The organism is Streptomyces sp. NPDC054932, assembly GCF_053610205.1.
On the sequence record NZ_JBSGXU010000015.1, the window covers coordinates 57101 to 80572 of the forward strand.

The 23472-nt window shown below is 70.1% G+C and carries 21 protein-coding genes; 10 read left to right on the forward strand and 11 right to left on the reverse strand.

What is annotated here, in order from left to right; translation table 11 throughout:
- Positions 1-27 precede the first annotated feature (27 nt).
- Positions 28-1086, reverse strand: coding sequence for a serine hydrolase domain-containing protein (locus ACWGE1_RS06765; RefSeq protein WP_453419470.1), 1059 nt, complete (start codon positions 1084-1086; stop codon positions 28-30).
- Positions 1087-1288: 202 nt separating this feature from the next.
- Between ACWGE1_RS06765 and ACWGE1_RS06770 the strand changes: the two genes are divergently transcribed.
- Entirely contained in the window at positions 1289-2311 is a 1023-nt protein-coding gene (locus ACWGE1_RS06770; RefSeq protein WP_453419471.1) for a phosphotransferase, read from the forward strand.
- On the opposite strand, the gene ACWGE1_RS06775 is transcribed toward ACWGE1_RS06770, so the two are convergent.
- The 7 genes from ACWGE1_RS06775 to ACWGE1_RS06805 form a co-directional block, all read right to left on the reverse strand.
- Positions 2308-3393, reverse strand: coding sequence for a glycosyltransferase (locus tag ACWGE1_RS06775; protein ID WP_453419472.1), 1086 nt, complete (start codon positions 3391-3393; stop codon positions 2308-2310). The genes ACWGE1_RS06770 and ACWGE1_RS06775 overlap by 4 nt on opposite strands.
- Positions 3390-4007 carry a hypothetical protein gene (locus ACWGE1_RS06780; RefSeq protein ID WP_453419473.1) on the reverse strand — a complete coding sequence of 206 codons (618 nt, stop codon included), beginning with the start codon at positions 4005-4007 and terminating at the stop codon, positions 3390-3392. The genes ACWGE1_RS06775 and ACWGE1_RS06780 overlap by 4 nt, the downstream gene beginning before the upstream one ends.
- Positions 4001-4897: a PIG-L deacetylase family protein gene (locus ACWGE1_RS06785; protein WP_453419474.1), complete on the reverse strand. Its 897-nt coding sequence runs from the start codon at positions 4895-4897 to the stop codon at positions 4001-4003. Before ACWGE1_RS06785 ends, ACWGE1_RS06780 begins: the two co-directional genes overlap by 7 nt.
- Positions 4894-5625 carry a glycosyltransferase gene (locus ACWGE1_RS06790; RefSeq protein ID WP_453419475.1) on the reverse strand — a complete coding sequence of 244 codons (732 nt, stop codon included), beginning with the start codon at positions 5623-5625 and terminating at the stop codon, positions 4894-4896. Before ACWGE1_RS06790 ends, ACWGE1_RS06785 begins: the two co-directional genes overlap by 4 nt.
- Complete coding sequence (locus tag ACWGE1_RS06795; protein WP_453419476.1) at positions 5622-6506, reverse strand: phosphotransferase; 885 nt, start codon at positions 6504-6506, stop codon at positions 5622-5624. The genes ACWGE1_RS06790 and ACWGE1_RS06795 overlap by 4 nt, the downstream gene beginning before the upstream one ends.
- 23 nt (positions 6507-6529) lie before the next feature.
- A complete protein-coding gene (locus ACWGE1_RS06800) occupies positions 6530-7390 on the reverse strand; it encodes a hypothetical protein (protein WP_453419477.1) in 861 nt (286 codons plus the stop codon).
- Positions 7391-7570: 180 nt separating this feature from the next.
- Entirely contained in the window at positions 7571-7963 is a 393-nt protein-coding gene (locus ACWGE1_RS06805; protein WP_453419478.1) for a hypothetical protein, read from the reverse strand.
- 166 nt (positions 7964-8129) lie between these two features.
- Here ACWGE1_RS06805 and ACWGE1_RS06810 point away from each other — a divergent pair, with 166 nt between their 5' ends.
- Both ACWGE1_RS06810 and ACWGE1_RS06815 read left to right on the forward strand, forming a co-directional pair.
- Positions 8130-9404: a helix-turn-helix domain-containing protein gene (locus ACWGE1_RS06810; protein WP_453419479.1), complete on the forward strand. Its 1275-nt coding sequence runs from the start codon at positions 8130-8132 to the stop codon at positions 9402-9404.
- A 23-nt stretch (positions 9405-9427) separates the two neighbouring features.
- Positions 9428-9976: a GNAT family N-acetyltransferase gene (locus tag ACWGE1_RS06815; RefSeq protein ID WP_453419480.1), complete on the forward strand. Its 549-nt coding sequence runs from the start codon at positions 9428-9430 to the stop codon at positions 9974-9976.
- Positions 9977-10031: 55 nt separating this feature from the next.
- Here ACWGE1_RS06815 and ACWGE1_RS06820 read toward each other — a convergent pair whose 3' ends face one another.
- On the reverse strand, positions 10032-10376 hold the full coding sequence (locus tag ACWGE1_RS06820; RefSeq protein ID WP_453419481.1) for a plasmid mobilization protein: 345 nt from the start codon (positions 10374-10376) through the stop codon (positions 10032-10034).
- A gap of 425 nt (positions 10377-10801) precedes the next feature.
- Here ACWGE1_RS06820 and ACWGE1_RS06825 point away from each other — a divergent pair, with 425 nt between their 5' ends.
- The 6 genes from ACWGE1_RS06825 (at position 10802) to ACWGE1_RS06850 (ending at position 19710) form a co-directional block, all read left to right on the forward strand.
- Complete coding sequence (locus ACWGE1_RS06825; RefSeq protein WP_453419482.1) at positions 10802-11005, forward strand: hypothetical protein; 204 nt, start codon at positions 10802-10804, stop codon at positions 11003-11005.
- A gap of 166 nt (positions 11006-11171) precedes the next feature.
- Positions 11172-13679, forward strand: coding sequence for a DUF6531 domain-containing protein (locus tag ACWGE1_RS06830; RefSeq protein WP_453419483.1), 2508 nt, complete (start codon positions 11172-11174; stop codon positions 13677-13679).
- The gene (locus ACWGE1_RS06835) at positions 13666-15936 is read left to right on the forward strand and encodes an RHS repeat-associated core domain-containing protein (RefSeq protein WP_453419484.1); all 2271 of its coding nucleotides are present in this window, start codon (positions 13666-13668) and stop codon (positions 15934-15936) included. Before ACWGE1_RS06830 ends, ACWGE1_RS06835 begins: the two co-directional genes overlap by 14 nt.
- A complete protein-coding gene (locus ACWGE1_RS06840) occupies positions 15933-16610 on the forward strand; it encodes an Lsr2 family DNA-binding protein (protein WP_453419485.1) in 678 nt (225 codons plus the stop codon). Before ACWGE1_RS06835 ends, ACWGE1_RS06840 begins: the two co-directional genes overlap by 4 nt.
- Before the next feature lie 216 nt (positions 16611-16826).
- The gene (locus ACWGE1_RS06845; RefSeq protein ID WP_453419486.1) at positions 16827-17936 is read left to right on the forward strand and encodes a winged helix DNA-binding domain-containing protein; all 1110 of its coding nucleotides are present in this window, start codon (positions 16827-16829) and stop codon (positions 17934-17936) included.
- An 82-nt stretch (positions 17937-18018) separates the two neighbouring features.
- Complete coding sequence (locus ACWGE1_RS06850) at positions 18019-19710, forward strand: AMP-binding protein (protein WP_453419487.1); 1692 nt, start codon at positions 18019-18021, stop codon at positions 19708-19710.
- Between the two features lie 139 nt (positions 19711-19849).
- On the opposite strand, the gene ACWGE1_RS06855 is transcribed toward ACWGE1_RS06850, so the two are convergent.
- Positions 19850-20338 (reverse strand): glutathione peroxidase, encoded by a 489-nt coding sequence (locus ACWGE1_RS06855; RefSeq protein ID WP_453419488.1) that lies wholly within the window; start codon positions 20336-20338, stop codon positions 19850-19852.
- Positions 20339-20496: 158 nt separating this feature from the next.
- On the reverse strand, positions 20497-21366 hold the full coding sequence (locus ACWGE1_RS06860) for a hypothetical protein (protein WP_453419489.1): 870 nt from the start codon (positions 21364-21366) through the stop codon (positions 20497-20499).
- A gap of 276 nt (positions 21367-21642) precedes the next feature.
- Here ACWGE1_RS06860 and gcl point away from each other — a divergent pair, with 276 nt between their 5' ends.
- Entirely contained in the window at positions 21643-23421 is a 1779-nt protein-coding gene (gcl, locus tag ACWGE1_RS06865) for a glyoxylate carboligase (protein ID WP_453419491.1), read from the forward strand.
- The last annotated feature ends 51 nt before the right edge of the window (positions 23422-23472 follow it).

A 23472-nucleotide genomic window follows, 5' to 3' on the forward strand; every position in this document is an offset into this window, starting at 1 on the left:
CACCTCGCCGTGAAGAACGTTGAAACATCATGCTCTCCGGGTGCGATGCGGCGAGGTAAACCCGGCCGTGCGGAAGGCATTGCGGATCTCCGTCAAGGGTTCGCGATCGCGGTTGTAGCGGAGCTTGTTGGTGAGGAGGACGGCCCAGCGGTCCTGGGTGGGGCTGATCCACATGCCCGTGCCGGTGAAGCCGTAGTGGACCCAGACGTCTTCGGCGGGGTCGGTGCCGGGGGCGGGGTGCCAGAAGAGGCCGCGGGCGGGGGTGAGGGTGCCGGTGTGGATGCGGAGGGAGTCGTTGATCCAGGCGGGGCCGAAGGCCACCCGGGTGGGGGCGAGCATGTGGCGGAGGAAGAGGGCGAGGTCGTCGAGGACGGAGAAGGTGCCGGCGATGCCGCAGACGCCGCCGAGGAGGCGGGCGGAGAAGTCGTGGGCGGTGCCCCTGAGGTGGGTGCCGGTCGCCTCGTCGTACTCGGTGGGGGCGCAGCGGGCAGCTTCGGTGGCGGAGAGGGGGCCGAAGCGGGTACGGGTCATGCCCAGGGGGTACCAGACGCGGTCGGTGGCGAGCCGGTCGAGGGGCTGGCCCGAGAGGCGCTCGGCGAGGTAGCCGAGGATCAGGGCGGCCCGGTCGGTGTATTCGACGGCCTCGCCCGGTGGGCGGTGGAGGGCTTCGTGGAGGACGCCGTCGCGGATGTCCTGGGGGTCGGTGCCGTAGAGGTTCTTGAGGTTGGCGCGCAGGGGCAGGCCCGCGGTGTGGGTCAGGAGGTGGTGGGTCGTGGCCCGGGCCAGGGGATGGCTGGCGACCTCGTCCCAGAAGGTGCCTAGAGGGGCGTGGAGGTCGAGTTTGCCCTCTTCTGCGAGCGTGCCGATCGTGGACCAGACGGCGAGGATCTTGGTGAGGCTGGCGACGTCGAAGACGGTGTCCAGTCGCATGGGCTCGTCGGTCCGGTCGGGGTCGAGGAGGCCGACGGCTCCGCTCGCGCGGATGTCGTCGGCGTCCCCGACCGCCCACACCGCGCCGGGGTAGACCTTCTCGCGCACGCCGGTCTGGAGGAGGTCTTCGATTCGGGCGGTGGAGGACGTGATCATGGTCTCCTGATCGTCGTACGGCCGCGGGTGGTCCGTCGGTCAGGGTAGTGAGGCCGCCGGGGCGGTTCCGGCTCCGCCACGGGCAGAGTCAGGTAAGCCGGTGGTGGAGGTGGAACCTGGCTCGCATCTCCCTCTGACTCTCTGCGGGGACCTGGGTGACGAAATCGGGTGCGGGATTCGGCGTCGGCGTACCGTGCTGGGGGTGACGGATACGACACGAGAAGATGGTCTGACGGCAGTGCTGCCCGCTCTGTCCGACGCGTTCGGGCTGGGCGCGGTGAGTGATCGGCGGTTCCTTGCCCACGGCCTGATGAACCGGAACTGGCGGCTCGCGACGGCCACGGGGGTGTACGCGCTCAAGGAGATCACCGACGTTCCTCTGCCGAAGGTTCGCAGGAACCTCGCGGTCCTCGTGGACCTGGCCCGTGAGGGCATCCCGGTGCCGGCGCCCCTGTTCGAAGCCGGTGGCGACCTCGTGGTGGAAGTCGGTGGTCACGGCTACTGCGTCCTGCCGTGGGTGGATGGCGAGCACCTTCAAGGGACGGATCTCCCGCTCGACCAGGTGCGCGATCTTGGTGCTCTCCTGGGCCGCCTGCACGAGGGTTTGCGGCGGCATGGGCCCGGCTCGGTCCCGGAGCAGGCACCGGTTGCGAAGGTCCGTGATGTGGCCGAGGCCGACCGGGCCGCCGTTGCTCTCGCGAGTCGCCTTCCGGCCGATCCGGTCACCGACTTGGACAAGGCCGCCGCCGAGGCCCTGCACGGCCGCCGCGGCCTCCTCGCCCGGTACGCCGGTGCCCGGCCGGACGGCGAGGTGCCGGCCGGGCCGTACGGGTGGACGCACGGCGACTTCCAGTACCGCAACCTGCTGCGCCGCGACGGCCGGGTGGTGGCGGTACTGGACTGGGACCGGCTCGGTGTCCGTCCGTACGGAGAGGAGGTCGCGCGGACCGCGCAGGTGCAGTTCGGGGTAGGTGGTGTCTTCGACCTCGACCGTGTTGCCGCCTTCTGCTCCGGGTACCGGTCCGTGATCGATCTATCTGAGGGCGACCTCGCCGACGCGGTGAAGCGACTGTGGTGGAAGCGGCTGACCGACTTCTGGCAGCTGGAGTTCTACCTCGACCGCCAGGACCCCACCTTCGGCGAGATGTTCCTGACAGACGAGGCACTGCTGAACTGGTGGACCGACCGCGCCGACGAGGTGCAGGCCGCCTACGCAGCCAGTTAGCCGGCGGCTGCTGTCGCCGGGATGAGCCCGGCGGCAGCAAGCTCGGGCAGGCACGGCCGGACCAGCGGCGCTGCCCCGGTGCGGGCCTTCGCGCCGAGGTCGGCCCGATCAGCCGTCTCGATCGCCCGCACCCAGGCGTCCACGTCGTCGGGGTGGAGGATCACTCCGCCGTCCCCGACCGCCTCGGGAATGCCGCCACGGGACGAGCCGATCGTGGGGACGCCGTGGAGCCCAGCTTCCACGATCACCCGGGGGAAGGCGTCCTCGACTTGGGAGGGCACGAGCAGCAGGTCGTTCGCGGCGTAGATCGGGCTCATGGCGTAGGTGCGGGGGACCCAGTGCACGTTCGGGTGTGCGGTGAACTCGCCAGCCGTGTCCCACCAGCCCTCGACGAGGGTGAACCGGAGGGTGGGCAACCGGCGGATCAGCTGGTGCAGGAGGGCCGCGCCCTTGGCGGGGATGGGGTTGACCATCAGCACGCCGCCGGGGACGCGGGCGGCTGTGCCGTGCCCCGAGGCGAGGAGGGGCCCGGCGCCTTTGGCCGGCGCGAACGGCGGGTAGAAGACGACCGCCTTTGTGTCGGCGTGGGCTTGGGCCCGTCCGGCGACGAACTTCGACGTGACGAGGGCGACGTGCGGTCGGCCGTGGAGGACGCCCATGCTGTTGGCCGAGACGGAGTGCAGCCATCCGGCGACCCGAGAGGATCGCCGGGCAAGGGCGGCGAGGTCGGAAGCCCGTTCCTGCGAGGTCACCACCAGCTCCGGCCGGACCTCGGCCAGGAGGCCCTTCATTGTTGCTTCCACCCTGTCCTGCGGCACGGCCCGGCACGAGACGCCGTTCCACCGGTAGCGGACCTCCCCGCCCGTCTCCTCCCACACGGTTCCGTGGGCCCGGAGGTGGGCGCGCAGGTGGCCGATCTGGGCGGACCCGTTCCAGGGGGCCTCGTGGCTGCCGAGGTAGACGACCCGCCAGCCGGCCCGGACGAACTCTTCCGCCAGGAGCTGCTGGGAGACCTCCGCGCCCCCGATCAGCAGCGGTGGCGGTGTCCGCCGCCATGCGAACAGCACCGTCGGGCCGGTCACCGGACACCCGCCCAGTACGTGAAGAGGGCCTGCACGACGGCGGCCGTCTCCTGCCGGTCGCCGTCCCCGGAGGCGACGGCCAACTCCGCAGTCGCCGGGCTGCGGACGGGGCGGCAGAAGTAGTCGCGGAAGTGCGTGAGGAAGGCGGGGTCGTGGAGGAAGTAGTCGGGCTCGACCTCGTGGTGTCCGGCCGCCTTGCGCCGCAGGTGCAAGAGCTCGGGCGTCACGTCCAGGTACAGGGTGTGGTCCGGCCTCAGGTGCGGCATCTCCTCGGCCCGCTGGCACAGTTCCGGCAGGATGCCGAAGCCGTGGATCTCGTCCATGGCGTGTGCGTGGGCGAGGAGGGTGTCGACGGTCCGGTCCAGGACGACCAGCCCGCCGTGCCGGCGGGCGGCGCGCACACGCCCGTCTTCGATCTCCATGAACGTCATGAACGCCTCCACCTGCTCGGCGGCGGACCGGGTGGCGGGGGTGGGGACGTCCTCGCGGCGCGCGAACGACTTGACGTAGCAGGGGAAGAACATCGCGTTCCGCATCGCCAGCACCCGGCGGAGTCGCCCCAGGGCGGAGGTCTTGCCCCCGTACGAGGGGCCTTCCAGGCCGAGGATCACCACGACCCCCCGAGGCGGTAGAAGCGTTCCGCGAACTGGCCCCGCGGACGGCCGTCCGGGTCGGGCAGCAGGTGGGCGGCGACGGTGTGGGCGTGCCGGATCGGCCGGTACATCTTCCGCGCGGGGTGCATCTGCGAGCCGTGCATGTGCAACAGGGTCAGCTTGTCCAGGACGGTGCCCGTGATGTCCTCCAGCTCCGGTTCGAGGGCGTCGCGCACCCGCTGCCGGAACAGCTGCTGGTCGCATCCGGACAAGCCGTAGGTGGACCAGAAGGCAGCGTCCTCCCAGAACCACCGGCAGCCCAGGCGGCGCGCCGCCTCGTGGACGGCGAGGTGGTCCGGGTGGCGGGTGACTGCGGCCGGGGCGAGCAGTTCAGCGTCGTCCATCCCGTCCAGCACCTCGGCGAGCTCGGAGGTGATCCGGTCCACCTGGGCGGGCTCGGGTGCTTGGTACGGCTTCTCGGCGTCCTTGTGCCCCAGACCGACCCGGGCCGCTCCCAGGGGCAACAGGGACTGGGCGGCTTCGCGGTCGCGGAGTCCGGAGACCGCCTCCACGCTGTTGTAGGTGCTTTCGAGGGAGGGGTGGACGCTGCGCGAGCGGGTGAAGACGGTAACCACGGTCAGCGGTCGGGGACGGGCGAGGAAGGTCCCGGAGGCGGACAGGACGAAGTCGTCGTGGTGGGGTTCGATGACGACCACCGGCCGCCCGGACGGCTTGCGCGGCTCGATCCAGTACGGCGCGAGGGTCAGCGGCGCCGTCAGCGTCATGATCTCCTTGGCCCCGGTCAGGGAGTCCATCCAGGACCGGTGCGCGTTCAGGAGGTCGGTGGGGAAGGTGTAGACGCCGTCGGCGTCCGGCAGGGGAAGGCGGGTCACCTGAGGTTCTCCGATCATCGGACGGTGGTGGCGTACCAGTTGCGCCAGAAACGGGGCGAGGCCAGGCCGACGCGGACGATCAGCGGGTTCTGCCACCAGAGCATCCGGGCCGTGGACCAGGCGTCGTAGCGGCGGGTGGAGGGCCGCACCCGGAGGTCTTCGAGGACCGCGACCGGCCCGCCCGTGCGGCGGCCGTATGCGGTCAGTCGGGCGAAGAACTCCATGTCCTCGCTCATGAAGTAGTCCGGCCGGTAGCCGTGTACGGCCTTGAAGGCGTCCCGGGTGCAGAACTGGTTGACGCCCTGGGCGCCCCCGTGACGGGCGCGGTGGTGGTCCCAGTAGGCGCAGAGCAGACGGGCCCCGAACCGGGCGGGGGTGTAGAGCGGTGGGATGGCCCCACCGACGGCCCCGGCGTCCATCGCGGCGACGGCGGCCGTGATCCCCTCCAGCGGTAGGGCCACGTCGGCGTCGACGAAGAACAGCATCCGGCCCTCGGCCGCGCGGGCTCCGGTGTTCCGGGCCAGGCCGATGCTGCGGACCGGCTCCGTCACCACCCTGGCCCCCAGCTCCTTCGCGACGGTCGCGGTGTCGTCGGTGGAGGCGTTGTCCACCACGATCACTTCCCCGGTGAGGCCGGACAGGGCCTCCCAGGCCCGGAGGGAAGCGAAGACGGTGGGCAAGTAGCGGGGCAGGTACTCGGCCTCGTTGTACGCGGGGATGATCACCGACAGATCGGGATCGATCACAGCACGGTCCTTCCTGGTTGCGGGGACAGGGCGAGGTGCAGGCGGGCCGCCCAGGCGTCGTGGTCGCGGCCCTCCCGGTGGGCGGCGTAGGTCCAGCCGCGAACGGCCTGGAAGGCCACATAGGCGTCCAAGAGCCGGGTATCGACGGGCCGTCCGTAGGCGGCGGCCATGAACACCCGGTCGGACGGTTCCAGGGCGTCGCAGGTCACGAGGGTCTGGGCGAGGTTGTATTCGGGGACTTCCACGGTCGCGGCCTCGAAGTCCACGAGGTAGTCGGGGAGGCGAAGCCGGCCGTGTTCGCCGGAGGTGAGGCGTAGGTCGTCTCCGCGGACCACGTTCTCCAGGTGGAGGTCTCCGTGGCACCACACCAGCCGTTCCACGCGGGCCCCGGCTGCGATGACTTCCAGGGCGGGCGCGAGCCGGACGAAGAGCTGTTTGGGGCAGTGGGTGGCAAGGGCGCTGACCTGCTGGCCGATGCCCGGCGCCAGGGGGACGCCGGGCGGGGCCTTGGTGCTGTGGAAGGCCGCCAACAGCAGGGCGAGCCGCAGCAGGGCCGCGGGACGTGGGATCTGCCCGGCCCGGACGGCGCGGCCCAAGGTGCTCGTTCCGGCATCGGCGGTGACCAGGGCTGAGACTGTCAGACCGGGAACGGGGCCGTGCCCGATTACGGCCGGTACCCGCACCCGCCCGGCGGCGGTGACGGCGGCCAGGAGGCGGGCCTCGTCGGCCGCTCCGTGGTTGGTGTCGGCCACGAACAGCTTGACCACCACCCGGCGGCCGTCGGCGAGACGGACGCGGTAGACAGCCGTCTTCGGCCCACGGCGGACCCGGACCGTCTCGGCCGGAGCCGACCCGGACAGCTCCGCGCAGGCCCGCTCCACTGCCGGGAATGTGCCGCCGCCGGTCACCGTGCGCCCACCCCGGCCAGGTGCTGCAGGGTGCGGTGCATCTGCTGCCGGTAGGCACGTACGTCCTCGGTGCCGGGGCACGAGCGCATCCACGGCTTGTGGCCCCCGACGAAGTGCACCACGTGCCCGTCCCGGCGGGTGACCGGGCGGCGAAGGACCCGGCGGACCCAGTCCCCCCGCTGGAGGAACCGGTCCACCTCGAACCGGTTGAACACCGGCCCGACCGGGTGCGCGGCCCCGGAGGACAGCAGCCAAAGGTTTAGGGCGCACTGGTCGTTGTGCTTGATGTACTGCCGCCCGCCGACCAGGGCCCGCTGGACCCCGGTCCGCATGGGGGCGAGCATCGGCGCGGGGACCCACAGCATCCGGGCGTTGACGTAGGTGCGCCCGACCAGGTGGGGCCAGCGCTCGGCGACCCCCGGCAGTGCCGGGCACTGCCCGACGGCCGGGTTGAACTCGTCCTGCACGGCGCCGATCCGGTCCGCCGGCAGTCCGTCCAGGGGCGCGGAGAGGTCGCCGCGCACGTGTACGTCCGCGTCCACGTAGATCAGGAACGGCCGGTCGAGGAAGCCGGGGGTGAACCCGAACCTCAGGTAGGTGGCGACGGAGATGTAGGCGGTGTCCGCCATGACGCTCTCGGCCGGCGGGGTCTGCCAGCGCAGGTCGAAGGAGCCGAACCCGCAGCGGCGGGCGAACGACTCCATCACGGCGGCCTGCCCCGGGGACAGGCCGTTGGTCAGTACCCGTACCGCGCTCTCGCGGCGATCGGCCACCGGTAGGTGGTCGGCGACCGACCCGAGCGTGACCAGGGCGGGCAACAGGTAGCGGGCATCGACGCACATGCCGATCGCGTACACGTGGGTGCCTCCAGGGCGAGGTTCGACGGGCCCGGCGCGGGCCGGGGAACGGTGGCCGCCTCCTCGCCCGTATGTGGAGGAGACGACGGTCGGTGGGGCGCTGTTGTCACCTGCCGGGGCCGGGCAGGTGGTGGGGCTTCCGGTAGCGGCGCCTCCGGGCAGGCCGGCGCCGGAAGCGGTTCAGGTAGACCGCAGGAGGTCCGTGTACCGGGCGAGGTGGGCCACTGACTTGGCCAGCAGCCGCAGCGCTATCGCCGGATCGCTCCCGCAGTCCCGGGCGACCTTGCGGGCGAACCGCACGGTGGCGGTTGCGATGTCCTTCTGTCGGCTCTCCGGCAGCAGGTCCGCGTACCGTTCAGCGGGTGCCGCGAGGGTGCGGACGCCCTCGCGCAGCCGCTCCCGCAGCCGGACGGACGCTTCCCCGGCCGGTTGGTGGTCGGCCAGGGCGAGGGCGGCCTCGACGTCCCCGGCGACGGCGGCAGTCGCAGAGGTGATCGCGGTCTCCTGGTCGGCGGAGGTGACCGTGGCTGCCTCGCTCGGTACTGCTGCCACTTCGTGCGCGAGTACGGTCACGATTCCGCTCCCATCCGGCTGCTGCCAGTTCGGCTGTGCGGACAAGTAACCCGCGACCGAGCCGCGTTGGACATGACGAATCGGCTCGCGCCTACTCGCGTGACCACTGACGAAAAGTCCCGACCTCCGCTACCTCGGACGTCAGCCCCACCCCTACCGTGGCTGCATGGTGCGAAAGCGGAACGCGGAATTAGAGACCTGGATGAAGGAACACGGGCTCAGTGCGGGCGCTCTTGCCGAGCAGGTCAACGACGCCATGGCAGACCTCACAGGCCACCGAGGCGCCGTCACCGAACGGACGGTCTACCGGTGGCTGTCGGGAGAGAACCGCTCGCCCCAGGACCGCCAGTGGCAGGCCTTGGAGGTCGTCTTCGGGCTTCCTGCGACCGAGCTGGGCTTCGTACCCCGTGCCCGCCCCCGCCCCACAACGCCCTCGGCACGACTGGAGGACCCTGTGCTCGGCCGTCGAAGCTTCATCTCCGTAGCCACCGGCGCCGCCGTCGCCGTGTCCACCGGCACTGCGACCGCAGCCACCCGACCCACCGTCGGGCATTCCGACGTCGATCGCCTGCGCGTTCTGCTGGCCGAACTGTGGCTCCTGGACGACCAGAACGGTGGCGGCCCCGTGCTGGAGAGGCGCGCAGCCGACCTCGCCGCCCGTACGCTCAGCCTCCAGCAGCACGGTTCCGCCAGCCAGCGCGTCCGCTCCCGCCTCTACGCCGTCGCCGCGTCCTTCACGGCCTTCGCCATGTTCTCCGCCATCGACGCCCGCCGGCTGGGGGAGGCCCAGCGTTACCTGGAGCAGTCCGTCACCCTCGCAGGGCTTTCCGGAGACGGACAGGTCCAGCACCAGACGTGGCGGTACGCCGCCATGCTCGCCGGACAGCGGGGCCGGTACGCCGACGCCCTCGCCGCGGCCGAAGCCTGCACCGGTACCCGGGCGCACCGCACCGACCCGTTCTACGCCTCGCTGACCCACTCCCGCATCGCCCTGACCGCCGCCAGCCTCGGCGACAAGACCCGGGCCCTCCGAGCCCTGGACCGGGCTCACAGTGCCTACGACCGTGCCGATCCCGCGGAGGCCCGTCCGTCCTCCGTCGCCTTCTACACCCGGGGCGAACTCCACGGCCTGACCGGCATCACCCACTACCGGCTCGGCGAAGCGGAGAAGGCCGAGTTCTACGCCCACCGGTGCATCGCGGACCTCCGTGACGACCAGCACCGCAACCGCGCCTACTACCTGTCCCAGGCGGCCCTCGCGCAGGTCGCGCAGGGCGACGTCGAGCAGGCCGTGGCCACCGCCGCCCGCGTCATCGCCCCGACCGGCGCCGACGCGGGCCGGGTCCCCCACCTCCTGGGCAGCTTCACCTCCGCACTCAACCAGGCGGCCCCCAAGTCCGCCGTCACCCGCCAGTGGAACGACCGCACCCGCACTGCCTGAACCGTCACGCGACAAGGAGCACCATGCCCGCCCCGGAGATCACCCTTCACCGCTACGGCACCGATCAGCTGCCCGCCATCCGCCCCACGCTGGTCGGCGTGTACGCCGAGGTGTACGAGAAGGAGATCGGCGAGGACCCGTTCTTCTCCGTCGACCGCTTCGAGGGGCGTCTCACAGGCCACTCCTCCCGCCCGTCCTGGGAGGCTGTGGTCGCCTACGACGGTGGCGAGGCCGCCGGCTACGCCTACGCCGCGGCCCTGCCCCAGAACACGGGCTGGTGGGCCCACATGCTTCAGCCCCTTCCCGAGGCCGACACGAGCGAAGACGGCGCCCGCACCCTCGCTCTCTTCGAGATCATGGTCCGCACGCCCTGGAGGGGCACGGGCCTGGCGCACAGGATCCATGAGGAACTGCTGGCCGGTCGCACCGAGGAACGCGTCACGCTGCTCGTCGAGCCCGGCCACCCGAAGGTGAAAGCCCTCTACGAGGGGTGGGGGTATCAGCACATCGGCGACCAGCAGCCGTTCCCCGACGCCCCTGTGTACACCACCATGCTCCGGACCTTCAGGTGATGGCGGTAGGTCTGCAGGGATCCTGATGTGGGGTTCAGGGGCGTGGCGGTGAGTCCTAGTAGTCGCTGATGAGTTGGTCGGTGGCGTCCTGGACGCGCGCGGAAGCGCGGCGGACCGAGTCGAGTACGGCGTCGAGTTGGATGTCGGTCGGTCGGTCACCGGAGTTGACGGCGCGGGTCAGCTGGTTCAGGTTGTTGCCGATCTGGCCGAGGTGCCTGCGGGCGGTGAACAGCTCGATGATGGTCTCGCGACGCCCGGCGATGGCCGCGGCGCTGGTGTGGGGGTCGTGGGCCGCGTTGAGGGCGGCTTTGGCGAAGAAGCCGGCGACGGTCACGCCGACAGCTTTGGCGGCGGTCGCGACGAGCGCGTGCTCGTCGTCGTTCAGACGGACGCTGCACACTTTGGAGCGCCGGCTGTGCTTGTGGGTGCGGCGTCGCGTACGGGGCTCTGGAGGGGTAGCGGAGGTGTTCGGGGCTTCGCACCGAGGCTGTCGATCCTCTCCCAGCTGCGTCCGCCCTGCGGTCGCAGCCTCCTCGTCAGGCGTCCCCCGGCGCCGGACGAGGCTCCGTCCCCCTGGGGCGGAGAGCCCTACCCTTTCACCGTCCTGCCTGTTGATGCGGCCGATCCTCCCCCGCCGCTCCCCAACGTGGCTTCATTCTCCCCAGATTCTCCCCAGCGGAGGCTGCCTCGGAAGGAGGATCGCCGCTGGTGACTGTGATCCGTGTGCCACGACGGGCTACGCGGCGTAATGACAGCGAGGCAGGAACAGGTGGCCGCTGTTTGCATGGCGGTGCTCGCGCTTGGGTGCCGCTGCTCGTTCACAGGGTGCTCAGAGCCACCGCTGCCCTCCGTGCGGTGCACGACCACCCGGTCTTCATTCCAACCGCCGTGACCGGCAACCTCAAGCCGAACGTCCTGCTCAAGCTGGCGGCCTTCGAACTGGACGGCCTGCTCGACACGGAGATCTGTGGATTTGCCTGCGACGACCACCACCGGCCAGCGCTCGTCGCTGTCGCGCAGGAGGGCTGAGGCGCTCGCGGACCTCTGACCGGCGGAGTCACTTGCCAATTGGGCGCAGCTGAGCCCGGTTCCCGGTGGTGACCGGATTTACGGGTGCGGATTACCTATCAGATCGGTTGCGTGGTACGACTGTTCGATTATTTGGTCGGTCCTGACGCATGGGGGATGACATCGCGTGGCTGTTACGGTGCCCGACTGGGCAAACACGCTCCTGGACTTGATCGGTGTGGCCTGGCCGAATGTGGACGAGGACGCCTACCGGGCGATGGCCGACTCGCTCCGTGACTTCGCCGAAGGCTTGCTGGACGATGGGCAGCTCGCCAACAACCACGTCGAACGCCTGCTCTCGGCCAGCAAGGGCGAGTCGATCGAGGCTCTGAACCGGCACTGGAACACGGTCAAGGGCAAGCACTTCAGGGACATCGCGGACGCGGCCCGCACCATCGCCGGCGCGATGGATATGGCGGCCGATGCCGTCGAGGCCATGAAGTACGCGGCTCTGGTCCAGCTCGGCTACCTTGCCGCCGAGGCCGGCATTGCGCTTTCCCTGATCCCGGTCACCGCGGGTCTGTCCGCACTCTTCGGCGCGGCCGCGATGCGCGCGACCCAGGAGGTCGTCAAGCGCCTCATCAAGGAGTGTGTCGAGGAGGCCGTCGGCTACATCGTCTCCGCGATGACCGAGCCGGCCGTCGCCGCCCTGGAGGGCATGGCCGCCGACCTCGTTGTCCAGCTCGGCTCGATGGCCCTCGGCTTCCAGGACGGCGTCGACCTCGACCAGGCCAAGCAGGCGGGCAAGGACGGGTTCAACGACGGCGTCCAGTCCGGCAAGGAAGCCCTCCACCTCGCCTCGGCAGGGACTTCCTCCGCCGGCAGCAAGGGCACTGGTCTGGTCGACCTCCACATCGAGCACTCCGAGCACGCCCGCGCCGGCACCCACCTCAACAACGTCAGCACCAACATTCACGGCAAGACGACAACGCACCTGACGAAGGCCAAGTCCCACCACGGCCGCACCCGCGGCCGCGACTCGATAGCCCAGGCCATCGACCCCGTCGCCGACAAGGCCATGACAGCCCTCGTCAAGGCAACCAAGGCGATGGGCGATCACGTCGGCACGACCCTCCCCAAGGCCGTCAAACAGATATCCACCGACCACAAGAAGAACGATGACTCCATCCACGACAGCTTCAACCGGCTGAAGAAGAATGGTTCCGGCGGAGGCGACAAGAGTCCTGGCAAGGGCCGCCCGGTCGATTACCGAAAATCTGAGGACTCCTCCCGCACCAAGCCGAACTCGCTGCGCGACGCGAAGGACGACCCCCGGCGCAACGCGGTCTCCCTGACCAAGAAGACGTGCAAGAACGACCCTGTCGATGTCGCTACTGGCGAGATGACCCTGCCGCACACCGATCTGGCGCTCCCCGGCGCTCTACCGCTGGTCCTGCGTCGTACCCACTTGTCCGACTACCGCTTCGGCGAGTGGTTCGGACGGAGCTGGGCCTCCACCCTTGACGAACGCATAGAAACCGATCCGGTCGGAGCCGGCGCCATCTGGGCCCGCGAGGACGGCTCCCTGCTTGTCTACCCTCGCCTTCCGCGGCCCGGCGGCGATTCGGTCCTCCCCCTGGAAGGTGAACGGCTGCCTCTCACCCACGACGGGGAGGCCGACGGTGAGACGACCTACACAGTTACCGACTCCCACACTGGTCTACGGAAGTCGTTCACCGGCAGCCCTTACCTTGCTTCCATCGCCTACTGGCTGACGGAGGTTGAAGACCGTCATGGCAACACGATCACGATCTCCCGCGGTCCCGATGGGGCACCCACGACGGTCGCGCACAGCGGCGGCTACACGGCCGAGGTGACCACCGAGGACCACCGGGTGTGCTCCTTGCGTCTGAGGACGCCTGAAGGGCCCGTCGAGGTGCGCCGGTACGGCTTCGACGAACGGGGCAACCTCGATGCCGTCTTCAACGACTCCGGGTTGCCTCTGCGTCTGACCTACGACGATGGGGACCGGATCACCTCCTGGACCGACCGCAGCAGTTCCACGTTCCGGTATGTGTACGACGGGGAGGGCCGGGTCGTCCAGACCGTCGGGCCGCAGGGCTTCATGTCCTCGACGTTCGCCTATGGCGAGGTGCACCCTGAGACGGGCCACCGCATCACCCGATACGCCGATTCCACCGGCAGCACAACGGTGTTCTACATCAACGACCGTCTCCAGGTCGTTGCGGAGACCGACCCGCTCGGTCACACCACGCACTACGAGTTCGACGCATTCGACCGGATGCTAGCCGTCACCGACGCCCTCGGGCATGCCACCCGAGTGGAGCGCAACGAGGCCGGCGACATCGTCGCCATGACCGCCCCGGACTCGGAGCGCACCACCGCTGCCTACGACTCGGCACGCCGTCCCACAGAGGTGATCGAGCGGGGCGGGATCCGGTACCAAGTACGTGTACGGCGAGGACGGCAGCGTCAGCGCTGTAGGGCCCACCGGCGACCGCACCGAACGCTCTTTCGATGCTGTCGGTGCGATGGCCCGGTACACGTCCCCGACCGGCCTGGTTACTCAGGTCGTCAACGATCGCGCCGGACTGCCCGTGGAGATAACGGCTCCGGACGGATCGACAGCCTTCTGCGCCAGGGACGCCTTCGGACGCATCGTGAGTGTGACTGATGCACTCGGCGGAACCCTCACTCAGGCGTGGACCACCGAAGGGAACCTGTCCTGGCGTGTGCTGCCCGATGGCAGCAGGGAGGAGTGGCAGTGGGACGGCGAAGGGAACCTGCTCGCACACACCGACCGGATGGGTCGCACGCATAGCTACACGGTCACCCACTTCGACCGCACCGCGGCAACCACCGGCGGGGACGGAGGCAGCTACCAGTACGTCCGCGACACCGAGCTGCGGCTGACACAGGTCACCAACCCTGCAGGCCGGCACTGGACATACACCTACGACGCAGCCGGGCGTCTCGTCGCCGAGACGGACTTCGACGGCCGCACGCTGACGTACGCGCACGATGCCGTCGGCCGCCTGATCCGGCGAACCAACGCGGTCGGCCAGAGCCTCAGCTTCGAGCGTGACGCGCTCGGCCGGGTGGTACGCCTGCTCCACGACGACGGCTCCGCCTCCGTCTTCTCCTTCGGCCCCGAGGGCCATGCATGCCGGGTGTCCAACGCCCACGCGGACATCGTGTGGGAGCACGACTCCGCCGGGCGACTGCTGGCCGAAACCGTCAACGGACGGACCATGGCCTTCGAGTACGACGCCGAGGGAAGGCGTACCTACCGTCGCACCCCCTCCGGCGCTGTAAGCCGGCTCGCGTTCGACGAGAGCGGCCTGGCCTCGTACACCACGGGTGAGCACGTCTTTCAGTTCGACCGTGACCCGATGGGGCGTGAGAGGGCCCGCACCGTCGACGGAGCCCTCACCCTGCACCAGGAATGGGACGCGGTCGGGCGTATCAGCCACCAGTCCCTGACCGCGCTGGGCGCCGAACTCATGGAACGCTCTTTCACGTACCAGGCCGACGGTTCGCCGACTGTCATCGACGACAGCCTCCTCGGTCACCGCGGCTACACCCTCGATTCCGCGTCACGCATTACCGCGGTCCAGGCCCCGGGATGGAGTGAGCAGTACGCGTACACCACCACCGGAGACCAGACGGACGCCCAGCTTCCCAGCGGCACACCCGGCCAGGAGGACACGGGCAGCCGCTCCTACACCGGCACCCGCCTCACCCGTTCCGGACGCACCCGGTACACGTACGACGGTCAGGGTCGGCTTGTCGAGCGCACGACCACCACCCTCAGCGGCAAGGTCCTCACCACAACGTTCACCTGGAACGCTGAGGACCGGCTCACTCACGTCACGTCGCCGGAAGGAGCCGTCTGGCGCTACGAGTACGACGCGATGGGCCGACGGATCGCCAAGGAACGCCTCACCGACGACGGCACTGTCGCCTGGAGGTGTACCTATGACTGGGACGGCGCGCAGATCGCGGAGCTGGACGATGGCTTCACCATCAAGGTGTGGGACTACACCGGCCTGTTCCCTCTGGCCCAGCGGGAGATCAAGAGGGACAGTGACCAGCAGGAAATCGACCGCCGGTTCTTCGCGATCGTCGCTGATCTGTCGGGTACCCCCGCCGCCCTGGTCACCCCCGACGGTTCGATTGCCTGGCGTGCGCGCAGTACCGTCTGGGGCGCCACCCAGTGGAACCGTGACGCCAGTGCCTACACACCTCTTCGCTATCCAGGCCAGATCCTTGACCCGGAAACAGGGCTCCACTACAACTTCAACCGGTACTACGACCCGACCACAGGGCGGTACATCAGTCCCGACCCGCTGGGTCTCGCACCGTCACCCAACCACTACGGCTACGTCCCCAATCCTTTCACTCTGTGGGACCCCCTCGGTCTGGCCGGCTGCGAGGCAGATCCGACGTGGGGCGGGCGAGTCGTCTTCGTCCGTGACGAACACGGTCGCGTCTACGAAATGCACGCCACGATCACGCGGGACATGCTCGACGAGGGTACCCACGCGCGGAACTCTCTTCGGCCGCCCGGCTTCGTTCACGGCATCGACCACAACCAGGGCCGCGGCCACATGCTCGCGCGGATGCTGGGGGGCTCCGGCGACATCCTGGACAATCTCTTCACGATCACCCAGGACCCGACGAACTCCCCCGACATGCGGGACGACGAACAGAGGGTCTACAACGCGGTCCTCGGGGACTCGGCCAACAACGTCCCCGGGCAGACTGTCCAGTACAGCGTCTACCTTGACTACCCCGACAACAGAGCAGACTCCGTGCCGAAGTGGATCCAGCTGGAGGCCAACGGCAAGGATGGCTTCCACTTGGGAACGAGCCGGCTCAATCCCGACGCCGCCGCCCAGGTGATCCGCCGCCAGCAAGGAATCGAATGACCGACCTCACTGTTTTGACCCGATTCTGCCCGCCGCCGGCCGCACTGCAGCTCCCGATCGACTGGAGCACCGTGGAAGCGGAGCTCGGCGTGCGCCTCCCCGAGGACTACAAACAGCTCGCGGCCACGTACGGGCCAGGGATTTACAGCGACTACATCAACATCTACCACCCACGGGCGAACACCCCCTGGGTCAACCTCACCGGACCCATGCCCTCGCGAATCCGCGGGCATCTCCAGCGTGACTACGACCAGGGCACCCACCCCGTCCCTTACGACCCTCAGCACTTGTTCGCCATCGGGGTCACCTCCAACGGCGAGTATCTGTTCTGGATCACTGATCCCCAAGACGCCCCCGACAGCTGGCGCATCGCTGTCAACGAAGCCCGCGGCCCCCTCTGGTACACCTACAACGGCACCCTCACTGCCTTTCTCGCATCGGTCCTCAGCGGAGAAACATCCGTCCCGCAGTTCCCGAAGGACTTCCTCGACCCTCCCATCACCTTCGCCCCTTCCACGGCGCCCGCCATCGACTACTCCGAGCCTCCGGCCAGACCCGCGGTCAGCACCGACAGCATCCGAGAATGGGCACGCGCGAACGGCTACCAAGTACGCCCCCACGGCCGTATCCCCGCCGATGTCCTGGATGCCTGGGAGCGCGCCAACCCGGTCTGATCGGGTCGTATATGGGGGAGCGAGCTGACAGGATATAGGGGGAAAAGGGTCGGCTGTGTCGGGGAAGGGCGCTTCCGGCCGGGCCGCGGGCCGCGGGCCGCGGGTCGCGCGTCACGGGTCGCGGGTCGCGCGTCGCGCGGTTCTGGTTCGCCGGCTCCCTGTACCGGTGTGGAGTTGAGGACAACACCTGTCCGCAAGGCGGGCTAGCGTGCTGTCATGGCTTCCAGGACGACATACCCCGTACTCGGCACCCGCGCTCTGAACCGTGCCACGCTCGCCCGCCAGTTGCTGCTGAGCCGCGCCGAGATGTCCGCGCAGGACGCCGTCGCACACCTCCTCGGGCTCCAGGCGCAGAACGTGAAGCCGCCCTACTTCCAGCTGCACGCCCGGCTCGCCGGCTTCCGGCCCGCCGAGCTGGCCGGGCTCATGGAGTCCCGCGACGTCGTCCGGATGGTCACCATGCGCTCCACCATCCACACCCACACCGCCCACGACGCCCTCACCCTGCGCCCGCTCGTCCAGCCCGCCCGCGACCGCGAGGTCAACTACTTCCGCAAGGGACTCGCGGGCGTGGACCTGGACCGGCTCGCCCGGCGGGCCCGCGCCTTCGTCGGGAGCGAGCCGCGCACCATGGGCGAGATCCGCGAGGAGCTGCTCCGGGACTGGCCCGACGCCGACCCGCAGTCGCTGTCCGTCGCCGCCCGCTGCCTGCTGCCGATGGTCCAGGTCACCCCGCGCGGGGTGTGGGGGCGCAGCGGGCAGGTCCGGCTCACCACCGTGGAGGACTGGCTGGGACAGCCCGCCGGTGCGGCGCAGCCCGTGGACGAGGTCGTGCTGCGCTACCTCGCCGCCTTCGGGCCCGCCTCCGTCAAGGACATGCAGACCTGGGCCGGGCTGACCCGGCTGCGCGAGGCCTTCGAGCGGCTGCGCCCCGACCTCCTCGTCTTCCAGGACGCGAACGGGGTGGAGCTCTTCGACCTCCCCGACGCCCCCCGCCCCGATGCGGACACCCCGGCGCCGCCCCGCTTCCTCCCCGAGTTCGACAACCTCCTGCTCTCGCACGCCGACCGCACCCGCGTGGTCGCCCCCGAGATCAAGGGGCGCACCTGGACCGGCAACCAGGCCCACTGCACCCTGCTCGTGGACGGGTTCCTCGCCGGCCTGTGGAAGCTGGACGGCCGGGTGCTGACCGTCGAGTTGTTCGACCCGGTCCCGAAGGCGGCGAAGGAGGAGGTCGTCGCCGAGGGGGAGCGGCTGATCGCCGCCATGGGAGACCAGGACGCGGCCGGCGCGCCGTCCGTACGGTTCGCGGTGATCAATCCCTGACGTGCGCGGGCCCCGCGAGCGGTCAACTCCCGGCTGACGCCGCACTGGTGGTCCGTACACCGAACGCGGCACGATGCCTGTCATGACGACCGAGAGCACGCAGAGCAGCGCCACCGCCCAGTTCCTGGCCGCGCGGGACTTCCTGCTGGAACGCCGCGGTGACTACGAGGCCGCCCGCGCCGGATTCACCTGGCCCCGGCCCCACCGCTTCAACTGGGCCCTGGACTGGTTCGACCACATCGCCACCGGGAACGGCGCCGACGCCCTGCGGATCGTCGAGGAGGACGGCACCAGCCGGAGCCTCACCTTCGCGGAGCTCGCCGTACGGTCCGGCGCCGCCGCCAACTGGCTCCGCGAGCAGGGCGTCGCGCCGGGCGACCGGATCCTCGTCATGCTCGGCAACCAGCAAGAGCTGTGGGAGGTGATGCTCGGCGCGATGAAGCTGCGCGCCGTCGTCATCCCCGCCACCCCCCTGCTCGGCCCGGCCGACCTGCGCGACCGGGTCGAGCGCGGCCAGGTGCGCCATGTCATCGCGCGCGGCGTGGACACGGCCAAGTTCGACGAGGTGCCGGGCGACTACACCCGGATCGCCACAGGCGACCGGGTCCCCGGCGGCTGGCTGCGGCTGGCGGACATGGAGGCCGCCGACGGCGATTTCACGCCGCACGGCGAGACCCTCGCCACCGACCCGCTGATGCTGTACTTCACCTCCGGCACCACCGACCGCCCCAAGCTCGTCGAGCACACGCACGCCTCGTACCCCATCGGGCACCTCTCGACCATGTACTGGCTCGGGCTGCGCCCCGGTGATGTGCACCTCAACATCGCCTCGCCCGGCTGGGCCAAGCACGCCTGGTCCAACCTCTTCGCCCCCTGGAACGCCGGAGCCACCGTCTTCGTCCACAACTACACCCGCTTCGACGCCGAGCGCCTGATGGCCGAGATGGACCGGCACGGCGTGACCACCTTCTGCGCCCCGCCCACCGTGTGGCGGATGCTGATCCAGTCCGACCTCACCCGGCTCGCCGTCCCGCCGCGCGAGGCCGTCGCCGCCGGGGAGCCGCTCAACCCGGAGGTCATCGAGAAGATCCGCGCGGCCTGGGGCGTGACCATCCGCGACGGCTTCGGCCAGACCGAGACCACCCTCCAGGTCGGCAACTTCCCCGGGGTGCCCGTCAAGCCCGGCTCCATGGGCCGCCCGGCCCCCGGCTACGAGATCGTCCTGCTGGACCCGCTCACCGGCAAGGAGTCCCAAGACGAGGGCGAGCTGTGCGTGGACCTGCGCGTCCGGCCCGCCGGGGTGACCACCGGATACCGCGACGATCCGGAGCGCACCGCCGAGGCCATGGCGGACGGCCTCTACCGCACCGGTGACATCGCGGCGCGCGACGCCGACGGGTACCTCACCTACGTCGGGCGCTCCGACGACGTGTTCAAGGCCTCGGACTACAAGATCAGTCCGTTCGAGCTGGAGAGCGCCCTGCTGGAGCACGAGGCGGTGGCCGAGGCCGCCGTCGTCCCGGCCCCCGACGAGCTCCGGCTGGCGGTCCCGAAGGCATACATCACCCTCGCGGGAGGCTGGGAGCCCGGGCCGGAGACGGCCCGGGTGCTGTTCGAGCACTCCCGCGCGGTGCTGTCCCCGTACAAGAGGATCCGCCGCATCGAGTTCGGCGAGCTGCCGAAGACCGTCTCCGGCAAGATCCGCCGGGTGGAGCTGAGGGCGCTCACCGCGGCCGGGTCGGAAGGGGAGTACAACGAGGCCGACCTGGGCTGAGCGGAGCGCCGCGGGCTGCTGCGCACCGGTCCCCGGGCTGCTGCGCACCGGTCCCCGGGCTGTTGCGCGCCCCGGGGTCCGGGCGCCGGCCCCGCGCAGCAGCCCGTACCGGCGTCCGTACGGATTCCCTACCGGGGCCTTACGCGGGCAGGTGCGCCTCGATCGCGGCGATGACCTCGGGGGCCTCGGGCTCGGTGCGCGGGCGGAAGCGCGCCACGACCTCGCCGGCGGGGGAGATCAGGAACTTCTCGAAGTTCCACTGGATGTCGCCGGCCTCGCCGTCGGCATCCGGGGTCTTCACCAGTTCCTGGTAGAGCGGGTGCCGGTTCTCCCCGTTGACCTCGGACTTCTCCAGGATCGGGAACGTGACGCCGAAGCCGGCCGCGCAGAAGGTCTGGATGTCCTCGGCGTTGCCGGGCTCCTGCTCACCGAACTGGTTGCAGGGCACGCCGATGACCGTGAAGCCCTTCTCCTCGTACTTGAACTGCAGCCGGGCCAGTCCGGAGTACTGCGGGGTGAGGCCGCACTGGGAGGCGGTGTTCACCAGGAGGATCGCCTTGCCCTTGTGGGCGGCGAGGCTGGTGGGCTCGTCGGACAGCGTGGTCAGCGGGATGTCGTACAGGCTCATCGGGCTCTCCTGGGCAGGCAGTAGGCAATGCCTACGAGCTTAGGGGGTAGCTCGCCGATCACGCCGAATCACGCCGACCATGGCGAATACGCGGACCATGGCGATCACGCCGAATCACGTGATCACGGCGGCGATGGCGAGGGGCTCCCGCCCGCCGCTCAGGCGTCCGGGCCGACCAGTGCGTCCGCCGGGTCGTTGACCGGCTGCGGCATGCCCGTCAGGTCCATGACGAACAGCGGTATCCCGAGATCGTCCGCCCGCGTCCGGGCGTCCTCCGTGTACCCGGCGAGCGCGAAGTAGACGCTGGTCGCGGAGGCGGTGAGCCCGTTCAGCCAGACGCACTCCACCGCCCGCAGTCCGGCCGGTGCGGTGGTCGGGTCCACCTGGGCGACCAGGCCCGGAGCCCGCAGGTCCACGGCCGCCGAGGGGATCGGGCGCCCGTCGGGCTGCCGTACGTCCCGGAAGCCGAGCCAGCGCAGGTACAGCGCGGCCGTGGCCACCGCGTCGCGCGCCGTACGGATGGTCACCGGCCGGAACGCGGGCCGCGGCACCGGTGCGGCGGGCGGCGGCGGAATGTGAGCCGGGGGCCCGCCCGCGGGCCCGCGCCCGGCGGTGCCGGGATCCGGCCGGCCGGCGGCCGCGGCCCCGTCGGCCGGACCCTGCCGGCCCGGCTGCGCCGCCGGACCTGCCGGACCTGCCGGACCTGCCGGGCCGGCAGGGGTCCCCATACCCCCGGCCCCGCCGCTCCCGGGGGCCGGCCACTCCAGCGGGTGCACCGGAATCAGCACCACCGTCCCGCACGATCCGCAGCCCAGCTCGGGGTGCGGCCACTCGCTCTCCCGCCCGCAGGCCGCGCAGCGCACCGCCACCCAGGTCTCCGACCAGGTGCGGTGGGTCAGCTGAACCGGCGGTGCCGACAGGTCCAGCGGGGGATGGACCGGGCTTCCGCAGGCGCAGGGGAAGACCGGAGCGGTGTAGCCGTTCTCGCGCAGGCACGCCGGGCAGCGCACCGGTACCGCTTCCGCCATGAGACCTGGACCCCCTCCGTCGCTGTGCGTAGGTCCATGCTCCACCACGGGCGACCGCCGGGGGGAGGTCGCCCGCCATTTCCAGGGGTTTCCCGCCGGTGGATCAGTGATTTGCACAAGTCGGCGACCGAGATGCGGCTTTTGGTGCCATCCGGGCTCCCCCACCGCCTTGACGTCGAAGGAGCCGCCGCTTAGCTTGTTCCGTATAGCAGAACAAAACTTCCGGATTACGGAAAAGCCTGACCGCCAGACCCGCAGGAGAACTCGATGCCTCGTATGACAGCCGCCGCCGCTGCAGTGGAGATCCTCAAGCTCGAGGGTGTCGAACAAGCGTTCGGTGTCCCCGGTGCTGCGATCAACCCGTTCTACCGCGAGCTCAAGAACGTGGGCGGCATCGCGCACACCCTGGCCCGCCACGTCGAGGGCGCGTCGCACATGGCCGAGGGCTACACGCGCGCCAAGGCGGGCAACATCGGTGTCTGCATCGGTACTTCGGGCCCGGCCGGCACCGACATGATCACCGGCCTGTACTCCGCGATCGCGGACTCGATCCCGATCCTGTGCATCACGGGTCAGGCTCCGGTCTCGAAGCTCCACAAGGAGGACTTCCAGGCCGTCGACATCGCCTCGATCGCCAAGCCGGTCACCAAGAAGGCCACCACGGTCCTGGAGGCCGCCCAGGTTCCGGGCGTGTTCCAGGAGGCCTTCCACCTGATGCGCTCCGGCCGCCCCGGCCCGGTCCTCATCGACCTGCCGATCGACGTCCAGCTCACCGAGATCGAGTTCGACCCGGAGACCTACGCGCCGCTGCCGGTCTACAAGCCGCAGGCCACCCGCGCCCAGGCCGCCAAGGCCCTGCAGTTCCTGCTGGAGTCGGAGCGCCCGCTCATCGTCGCCGGCGGCGGCATCATCAACGCCGACGCCACCGACCTGCTGGTCGAGTTCGCCGAGCTGACGGGCGTCCCGGTCATCTCCACCCTGATGGGCTGGGGCACCATCCCGGACGACCACGAGCTGGCCGCCGGCATGGTCGGCGTGCAGACCGCGCACCGCTACGGCAACGCGACGTTCCTGGAGTCGGACTTCGTGTTCGGCATCGGCAACCGCTGGGCCAACCGTCACACCGGGTACAACCTGGAGGCCTACACCAAGGGCCGCAAGTTCGTCCACGTCGACATCGAGCCGACCCAGATCGGCAAGATCTTCGCCCCGGACTTCGGCATCGCCTCCGACGCCAAGGCCGCGCTGGAGCTCTTCATCGAGATCGCCAAGGAACTGAAGGCCGAGGGCAAGCTGCCCGACTTCTCCGCCTGGGCCGCCTCCGCGCAGGACCGCAAGGCCTCCCTGCAGCGCCGTACGCACTTCGACAACATCCCCCTGAAGCCGCAGCGCGTCTACGAGGAGATGAACAAGGCGTTCGGCCCGGAGACCCGCTACGTCACCACCATCGGCCTCTCCCAGATCGCCGCCGCGCAGTTCCTGCACGTCTACCGGCCGCGCAACTGGATCAACTGCGGCCAGGCCGGCCCGCTCGGCTGGACCATCCCGGCCGCGATCGGTGCCGCCACCGCGGACCCGGAGACCCCGATCGTCGCGCTCTCGGGCGACTACGACTTCCAGTTCATGATCGAGGAGCTGGCGGTCGCCGCCCAGCACAAGGTCCCCTACGTCCATGTCCTCGTGAACAACGCCTACCTGGGCCTGATCCGTCAGGCGCAGGGCGGCCTGGGCATCAACTTCGAGGTCAACCTCGAGTTCGAGAACATCAACACCCCCGAGCTGGGCGTCTACGGCGTCGACCACGTCAAGGTCGCCGAGGGCCTGGGCGTCAAGGCCATCCGCGTCACCGACCCGGACAAGCTGGGCGAGGCCTTCGAGGAGGCCAAGAAGCTGGCCCAGGAGCACCAGGTCCCGGTCGTCGTCGAGGCCATCCTGGAGCGCATCACCAACATCGCCATGAGCAAGACGGTCGACATGAGCGACGTCACCGAGTTCGAGGAGCTCGCGACGGAGCCGGGCCACGCCCCGACCGCGATCAAGGCCCTGCAGGTCTGATCCACCCCGCACGACCCGGCGGCCCCCGCCCCTCCACCCGGAGGGACGGGG

Coding starts and splice junctions, on each gene's coding strand:
- ACWGE1_RS06810 (WP_453419479.1), top strand. CDS start 8,130: ATGGTGCGAAAGCGGAACGCGGAATTAGAGACCTGGATGAAGGAACAC.
- gcl (WP_453419491.1), top strand. CDS start 21,643: ATGACAGCCGCCGCCGCTGCAGTGGAGATCCTCAAGCTCGAGGGTGTC.
- ACWGE1_RS06840 (WP_453419485.1), top strand. CDS start 15,933: ATGACCGACCTCACTGTTTTGACCCGATTCTGCCCGCCGCCGGCCGCA.
- ACWGE1_RS06855 (WP_453419488.1), bottom strand. CDS start 20,338: ATGAGCCTGTACGACATCCCGCTGACCACGCTGTCCGACGAGCCCACC.
- ACWGE1_RS06850 (WP_453419487.1), top strand. CDS start 18,019: ATGACGACCGAGAGCACGCAGAGCAGCGCCACCGCCCAGTTCCTGGCC.
- ACWGE1_RS06765 (WP_453419470.1), bottom strand. CDS start 1,086: ATGATCACGTCCTCCACCGCCCGAATCGAAGACCTCCTCCAGACCGGC.
- ACWGE1_RS06785 (WP_453419474.1), bottom strand. CDS start 4,897: ATGATCGGAGAACCTCAGGTGACCCGCCTTCCCCTGCCGGACGCCGAC.
- ACWGE1_RS06845 (WP_453419486.1), top strand. CDS start 16,827: ATGGCTTCCAGGACGACATACCCCGTACTCGGCACCCGCGCTCTGAAC.
- ACWGE1_RS06815 (WP_453419480.1), top strand. CDS start 9,428: ATGCCCGCCCCGGAGATCACCCTTCACCGCTACGGCACCGATCAGCTG.
- ACWGE1_RS06860 (WP_453419489.1), bottom strand. CDS start 21,366: ATGGCGGAAGCGGTACCGGTGCGCTGCCCGGCGTGCCTGCGCGAGAAC.